Source organism: Mesorhizobium sp. M4A.F.Ca.ET.020.02.1.1, from assembly GCF_004022645.1.
In the GTDB taxonomy this organism is placed as follows: Bacteria; Pseudomonadota; Alphaproteobacteria; order Rhizobiales; family Rhizobiaceae; genus Mesorhizobium.
Window position 1 is genome coordinate 1 of the sequence record NZ_RZOI01000319.1, and the last position, 6,540, is coordinate 6,540.

The window sequence follows — 6,540 nt, forward strand, 5'->3', positions numbered from 1 at the left end:
GCCGTAGCCGGTCCAGGGTTTCTTCGCCAGCATGCCGCCGGCGAACTCCCACAGCGTCGTGCGCCCGGTATAGGTAAGGTCGGGAAAATAGACCGCCGCCAGGTGCTTCACCGGCGGAATGAAGACAATGCCCAGCGTGCCGACCGCCGTGGCGATGATTGCCAGCGCGAACAGGATCGGCGTGCCGAGCCGCATGCCGATCAGGCTCGGCAGCACCACGATCAGGATCGAGAACGGCACCAGCCCGACCGTCGTCTTGGAGCCGGTGTGCAGCATGAAGATCATGGCGACGGCGAAGATGCCCGCGCCCCAGAGCTTCTGCCCCCGCCGATAGAGATAGAGCCCGGCGAAGCTGAAGCAGGCCATGATCGGCCCGGCGATGTTCTTGTGGGTGAAGACGCCGCGCCAGAGCCCAGCATGTTCGGGTTCCTGCGAGTCGGCCGTGTGCATGGCCTCATGCGGAAAGACGATCAGGCCGACATAGGAGAGGCCGATGACGACAATGGCGGTGAAGATGATGACCTTGGAGAAGCTTTCCGCGTCGCGCGGCAGCGCCAGGATCGTTGCCATGGTCAGGATGCCGATCAGCGTGAACGAGGCGGCGCGCATCGCCGAGGGCGGATCGGTCGCCAGCACCACCGATAGCATGAAGAAGCCGAGCATGAGCATCCAGGACGGGCTGAAGAGCGAGCGCGCCACCCGCGGGTCGGCGAACGCCATAAGCGAGAAGATCGAGATCGCGCCGAGCGAGCTGAAACCCAGCTGATTGACGATGTCGCCACCTTGGCCGGTCAACTCGGCGCCGGCCGGCTGGAACGGCCGGAACGACACCATGATGACGGTGAACAGCAGCGCCGCTATCGCGGTGGCGACGCCCTCGCGGGTGAACGCCGCGCTGAGCGGCGCCCGCTCAGTTCTTCTCAGGCTGCCGGTATTGCTCATTGGCGTATCCGAATTCGGCCATCACGCGGCCGAGGGCGACATGGATGGGATAGAGGCCGATCGCGACCGATCCCGTCCGCGCCAGCCGGATCGCGCCGCGCAGCGGCGAAGCGGCAAGCAGCGCCAGACTCTTGGCGAACACTTTCAGGCCGGCAAGCGGCGTGCCGGCGCGCTTCTTCTTCTCGACCAGCGTCGAGATCACGCCGTTGCGCAGGCTGCGGGCACGGATCCAGTCGGCCTCGACGCGCCGGGCGGGCACCGTCTCATGCACCTTGGCTGCGGCGCACCAGCCGAGCACGAAGCCTTTCTGGGCCGCTCGGCTGAGGAAATCGGAATCGCCGCCGCCCATGAAGTTGAAGCGCAGGTCGAGGAAGGGTGGGCTCATGGCGGTCAGCACGTGTCGCCCGACCAGGAGGTTGCCGGACGAATAGAGCGCAGGCACGCGGCCCGTCTCGCGATAGGGCGGCGCGAAGACCGGGTGCTCCGCCCATCTGGTATGCGTCGGCTCCGCGAACACCGGCACCTGCGGTCCGCCGATTATGTCGGCGCCGAGCGTCTCGGCCGCCTTGCACATGCGCTCCAGCCAGTCGGGATCGGCGAGCTCGTCGTCGTCGATGACCAGCAGGTGGCGGAAATTGGGAAAATGCAGGATCGCGGTCTGCCAGCCGGCGTTGTAGGCGCTGCAATTGCCGCGCTCATGCGCGATGATGACCAGACCCGACATTTCGCCGCGCTCGAAGGACGGCAAGGCCGCCTTGGCGCCGTCGCGCGCCTCGGCTTCGTTCTCCATCACGATCACGGCGAAGCGTCTCGCGGTCCGCTGAGCCTTCAGCGACGCCAGCGTCGCCAGCAGCATCTGCGGGCGCTTGAAGGTCGGCAGCGTAACGACCACCTCGATCGCCTCGGCGGCAAGCCCAGGGGAGCGTCCCGCGATCGATACCGAACCGTCCGATGGCAAGGGGATCATGCGCTCCAGCCGCAGGGGTGATTTTGGCCCTCGATAGCACTGCGATGATAACGTTTCGTTAATCACCTTTCGCGGCGAAATCCGCGACACCGAGACTCTCGGCGCCCATTTGGTTCACTTAATCAAGGGTTCACCCCGCTTTGCTATCTGGGTTGCGCTGGATAGGTGAGATGCATCTGCTGTTCGCCACATCGATCGTGCCCGACGGCGCTCTCGCTTCGGGCTATGAGATTGCCAACGCCGCGATCATAGACGCGTTGCGGCGCGCGGGCGTGCGCGTCACCGTGGTTGGCTTCAATTGGCCGGGAAAGCCGGCGGCCGACCCTGACAACACCATCGTGCTCGGCGCCGTCGACGTGCGCACCGAAAGCGCAGCACCGCTGCAAAAGCTCGCCTGGGTGGCCAAGGCGATGCTCTCCGGCCTCACCTTCGCCTCGGTCAAGCTGCGTATCGTTTCCGATGCCGAGGTCCGTGCCGCGATCGGGCGCGCCGGCCCAGTTGACGGTTATGTGCTGAACTCAGTGCAGTTCGCCGGCGCCTTCGAGACGCTCTTCGGCGACCGGCCGTCCATCTTTGTCGCCCACAATGTCGAGCACCGCTCGGCCGAGGAGAATGCCGCCGCCGCGGCAAGCCTCCTTCAGCGCCTCCTGTTTCGCCGGGAGGCGAGGCTGCTCAAGGTCATGGAAGAGCGGCTCTGCCGCCAGGCGCGTTTCGTCTTCACCCTGGCCGAGGAGGATCGCGCGGCACTTGGCGTCGCCTCCACCGACCGCTCGGCGGTGTTGCCACTGGTCACCCGCAGCCAGGCGCCGGCCGGCCGGAGGCGCATCGACTTCGACGCGGCCCTGATAGGCACCTGGACCTGGCAGCCGAACCGCATCGGGCTCGACTGGTTCCTGCAAAAGGTCGTGCCGCATCTGAAACCGGGTTTCCGCATCAGGATCGCCGGCGGCATGCCGGCGGGCATCACCTCCGCCCATCCCGGTGTCGAATTCGTCGGCCGCGTGCCTGACGCGCAGGCCTTCGTGCGCGCGGCCGCCGTTATCCCGCTGATCAGCACCGCCGGCAGCGGTGTGCAGCTCAAGACCATCGAGACCTTCGAACTCGGCTTGCCGTCCGTCGCCACCAGCCGCTCGCTGCGCGGCATCGGCCATCGCCCGGACAATTGTGTCGTCACCGACGATCCGATCGCCTTTGCCGCCGCGCTCGAGGCCGCCGCCGCGAATGCCAGGGATGTCGACGGCAGCGCCTTCCATCGCCGTCAGGTCAAGGCGCTCGATGCCGCGATCAAACTTGGCCTCGATAAGCTCGGTTCGGTCAGGCAGGAGGCGTTCGCATGAACATGCACGCCACCCGCAAGGCGTTCGGGTCCGACACGTTGAAGACCATCCTCGGCATTCCCGTGCTCGCCATCCGCTGGGACGACGCGATCGCGCTACTGACGCGGCTGGTCGCTGAGCGGCGCTTCACCAAGGTCAGCTTCCTCAACGCCCACAATGCCAACATCGCCTGCACCGATCCGGTCTTTGCCGAGGCGCTGGACGATTTCCTCATCCTGCCCGACGGCATCGGCGTCGACATGGCGGCGCTGCTGCTCTACGGCACGCCGTTTCCGGACAACCTCAACGGCACCGACTTCGTGCCTGCCTTCCTGCAGGCCTCGTCGCGGCCGCTGACCGTCGGCCTGCTCGGCGCCACCCGCGTGAACGCCGAGGCGGCATCGGTCAAGCTCGCCGCGCTCGCCGTGCAGCACAGGTTCGTGGTCATCCACGACGGCTATTTCTGCGCCGCCGAGGAGCCGGTGATCGTCGACAGGATCGCAGCGCTGCGGCCGGATGTGCTGCTCGTCGCCATGGGCGTGCCGCGCCAGGAATTGTGGATCGCGCGCCACATCGACGCCCGTCACTGCACGCTGCCGATCGCGGTTGGCGCGCTGCTCGATTTCCTGAGCGGCACGGTGCCGCGCGCGCCGCTGTGGATGCGCCGTCTCAGGCTCGAATGGCTGTTCCGGCTGCTGATCGAGCCAGGCCGCCTCTGGCGCCGCTACGTCGTCGGCAACCCGCTGTTCCTGTGGCGCGTCGCCAGGCAGAAATTCTCGGCCGCCGGAGCGCGTCCTTGAACAGCCGCTTCGTCCCGGATGCAACGGCCGAAGTCCAGCGGCTGCCGCCGGCGCCGACGGCCGCGGTGGTGACCGCCAGCTATGCGCCGGATTTTGAACGCTGCCGTCTGCTGTGCGAGACGATGGACCGCCAGCTTTCCGGGTTCGCGCGCCACTACATACTGGTCGAGCATCGCGACGTGGCGCTGTTTCGCCAACTGGAGAACCACCGTCGCATCGTCGTCGACGAACGCGATCTCCTGCCGCGCTGGCTGCATGTCGTCGACGATCCGTTCTCCCTGTTTCGCCGCCGCGTCTGGCTCAGCCTGAGGACGCAGCCGCTGCGCGGCTGGCATGCGCAGCAGCTCCGCCGCATCGCCATTGCCGGCCATGCTGGCGAGGACGTGCTGATCTTCTGCGATTCCGACGTCGCCTTTCTCAGGCCGTTCGACGCCAGTGCCTTCTGGCGTGACGGTAAGGTGCGGCTGTTCCGGCGCGATGGCGTCCTGGCGAACGATGGTCATGACGAACATCGCATCTGGTCGCGTAATGCCGGCGCGGCGCTCGGCATCGATCCGACCAAGATCACGGTGCACGATTACATTTCGACGCTGATCGCCTGGCGGCGCGAGACCGTCACGGCGATGTGCAGCCGGATCGAGAATGTGCATGGCCGCGACTGGGTCGCGGTCCTCGGCTCGGCGCGAAAATTCTCCGAATGCATGATCTACGGCCGCTATGTCGACGACGTGTCGGAGGGGGCCGGCCATTTTCACGGTTCGGAAGAATTCTGCCGCGTCCACTGGACCGGCGAGCCCCTGTCGGACGATGACTTCCGCCGTTTCGTTGCCGGCATGGCGCCCGAACAGGTGGCGATCGGCTTGCAGTCCTTCATCGGCACCGACATCGGCCGCATCCGCCGCCTGATCGGGCTCGCTTAGCCTAAGCAGAATTAGATGGCCTTGGCCGGCCTGCGCATCGCCGAGTAAGTGAGAAACGCCGAGGCGAGATAGAGCAGCAGGAAGACGACGTTGAGCGACAGCACCAGGTTGGACGTGTCGGCGATCGTCGTCAGCACATAGATCAGGAGCACCGCCTTGAGCCCGGCAAGCAGGCCGAGATTGAGCGCCCGGACGGCTGTCTGGCCGCGCGCGAACAGCAACTCGGCCTGGTATTCGACCAGATTGCGCAGGCCGGGCACGCAGATGGCTAGCGCCACCAGGGGCGCCGCCTCCGCGACATTCCTGCCCAGCGCGTTGGGGAAGAAATGCAGCACGATGCCGAGCGCGGCGAGCGCCAGCGTCGAGACCAGGAACACACCGCCCTCGATGCCGCTCTTGACGGCCAGCCGCGACAAGAGCTCCGGTGCCCGCATCATCCGTTGCACCAGCATCATCGAGAAGGTGCGGATCGGGATCGCCGTCAGGTCGACGAGGCGCATGATGATGGCGTAGATGCCGGCGAGATGAGCGCCGCCGATCGACAGCACCAGCAGCTTGTCGAACTCCATCTGCAGGTAGAACAGGACCTCGGCGCCGGCGACATAGATCGAGTCGGCGAGCCGCCTGAGATAAAGCTCGGTGCGCAGTCGCAGCCGCTGGCGCGGATAGAAGAAGCCGAAGGCGATGGCGAGCGAAGCCGCGTTGGCGCCGATGTAGTACCAGGACCAGACGCCGACGCTGTGCTGCGCCGCCAGCATGAACAGCACCGCGCCGAGCGCCCTTAGCGCGGTCGCCAGGATCGCCAGCACGGCGGCCCGGCCGAACTTGCCGAGCCCGTTGTTGACGATCAGCGCCACCTCGACCGGCCGCCACAGCAGCGCCTCGGCGAAGACGACCGCGGCGAACACCGGCAGCGGCACGGTGCCGGCGAAGAAGATCAGGTAGACGACGTAGGATGCCGCCGCCAGAACCGGCAGCGAGACGATGCCGAGCAGCAGGAAGCCGGCGGTGAAGGTGCCGATCAGGTTGGGGCGGATCGTGGCGGTGCGGTAGAGCGCCGAGATGAAGCCGAAAGCGAGGACGCGAGACAGCATGACGCCCGCCGCCGAAGCGGTGGCGAACATGCCGAATTCGGCGATCGACAGCGTGTTGGCCAGCGCGATGAAATAGGCGAGCGAGAACACCAGCCGTCCGCCCGCGCCGCTGATTGCGGAAAAATAATCGAAAACCAGCTTCCGGCGCGCGGCCACGAAGGCGCCGATCCGGGTGAGGCTCCGCCTCTGCGGTATGTCGCTGGCATGGGTCATAGATCCGCCGGACCATAGGCCGGAAAGCTTAACGTGCCGTTCTGGAGAGGCTTCGACTGCGCCCGAAAACCATGCAATCAGGGCGCGAAAACTCGCCTTTCTGGCGCCGAAATTAACCTTTTGTTTCCTATGCCTGTTTAGCGTGGCTTAACGATTGGCCGACCGCCTCTCCCAAGCCGCCGAAGAGTAAAGCTCCAAGACAATGGTCGACAGGGACAACCGTGAGGACTGGAGGCGTGAGCGCTCGCTGCTGGCGCTCGGTCAGGCCATGCGTGGCGAGGATGACGC

General features: G+C 66.2%; 6 protein-coding genes. 3 read left to right on the top strand and 3 right to left on the bottom strand.

What is annotated here, in order from left to right:
• The coding region (locus EN742_RS19585; RefSeq protein WP_148670159.1) for an O-antigen ligase at positions 1-942 on the bottom strand (942 nt) is incomplete at its 3' end.
• Positions 911-1,909, bottom strand: a complete 999-nt coding sequence (locus EN742_RS19590; protein ID WP_126056474.1) for a glycosyltransferase — start codon at positions 1,907-1,909, stop codon at positions 911-913. The genes EN742_RS19585 and EN742_RS19590, both read right to left, overlap by 32 nt.
• A 170-nt stretch (positions 1,910-2,079) precedes the next feature.
• Between EN742_RS19590 and EN742_RS19595 the strand changes: the two genes are divergently transcribed.
• Genes EN742_RS19595 through EN742_RS19605 form a run of 3 tightly spaced genes read left to right on the top strand, consistent with a single transcriptional unit; the run spans position 2,080 to position 4,945 of the window.
• Entirely contained in the window at positions 2,080-3,246 is a 1,167-nt protein-coding gene (locus EN742_RS19595) for a glycosyltransferase family 4 protein (RefSeq protein WP_126056473.1), read from the top strand.
• Complete coding sequence (locus tag EN742_RS19600; protein WP_126056472.1) at positions 3,243-4,025, top strand: WecB/TagA/CpsF family glycosyltransferase; 783 nt, start codon at positions 3,243-3,245, stop codon at positions 4,023-4,025. Before EN742_RS19595 ends, EN742_RS19600 begins: the two co-directional genes overlap by 4 nt.
• Positions 4,022-4,945 carry a DUF6492 family protein gene (locus EN742_RS19605; protein ID WP_127406857.1) on the top strand — a complete coding sequence of 308 codons (924 nt, stop codon included), beginning with the start codon at positions 4,022-4,024 and terminating at the stop codon, positions 4,943-4,945. Before EN742_RS19600 ends, EN742_RS19605 begins: the two co-directional genes overlap by 4 nt.
• 11 nt (positions 4,946-4,956) lie before the next feature.
• Here the strand turns inward: EN742_RS19605 and EN742_RS19610 are convergent, their stop codons facing one another.
• On the bottom strand, positions 4,957-6,252 hold the full coding sequence (locus EN742_RS19610) for a lipopolysaccharide biosynthesis protein (RefSeq protein WP_126056470.1): 1,296 nt from the start codon (positions 6,250-6,252) through the stop codon (positions 4,957-4,959).
• Positions 6,253-6,540: the final 288 nt, after the last annotated feature.

Excerpts from the sequence above, each read along its gene's own strand:
- EN742_RS19610 (WP_126056470.1), bottom strand. The coding sequence starts at position 6,252 with ATGACCCATGCCAGCGACATACCGCAGAGGCGGAGCCTCACCCGGATC.
- EN742_RS19590 (WP_126056474.1), bottom strand. The coding sequence starts at position 1,909 with ATGATCCCCTTGCCATCGGACGGTTCGGTATCGATCGCGGGACGCTCC.
- EN742_RS19600 (WP_126056472.1), top strand. The coding sequence starts at position 3,243 with ATGAACATGCACGCCACCCGCAAGGCGTTCGGGTCCGACACGTTGAAG.
- EN742_RS19595 (WP_126056473.1), top strand. The coding sequence starts at position 2,080 with ATGCATCTGCTGTTCGCCACATCGATCGTGCCCGACGGCGCTCTCGCT.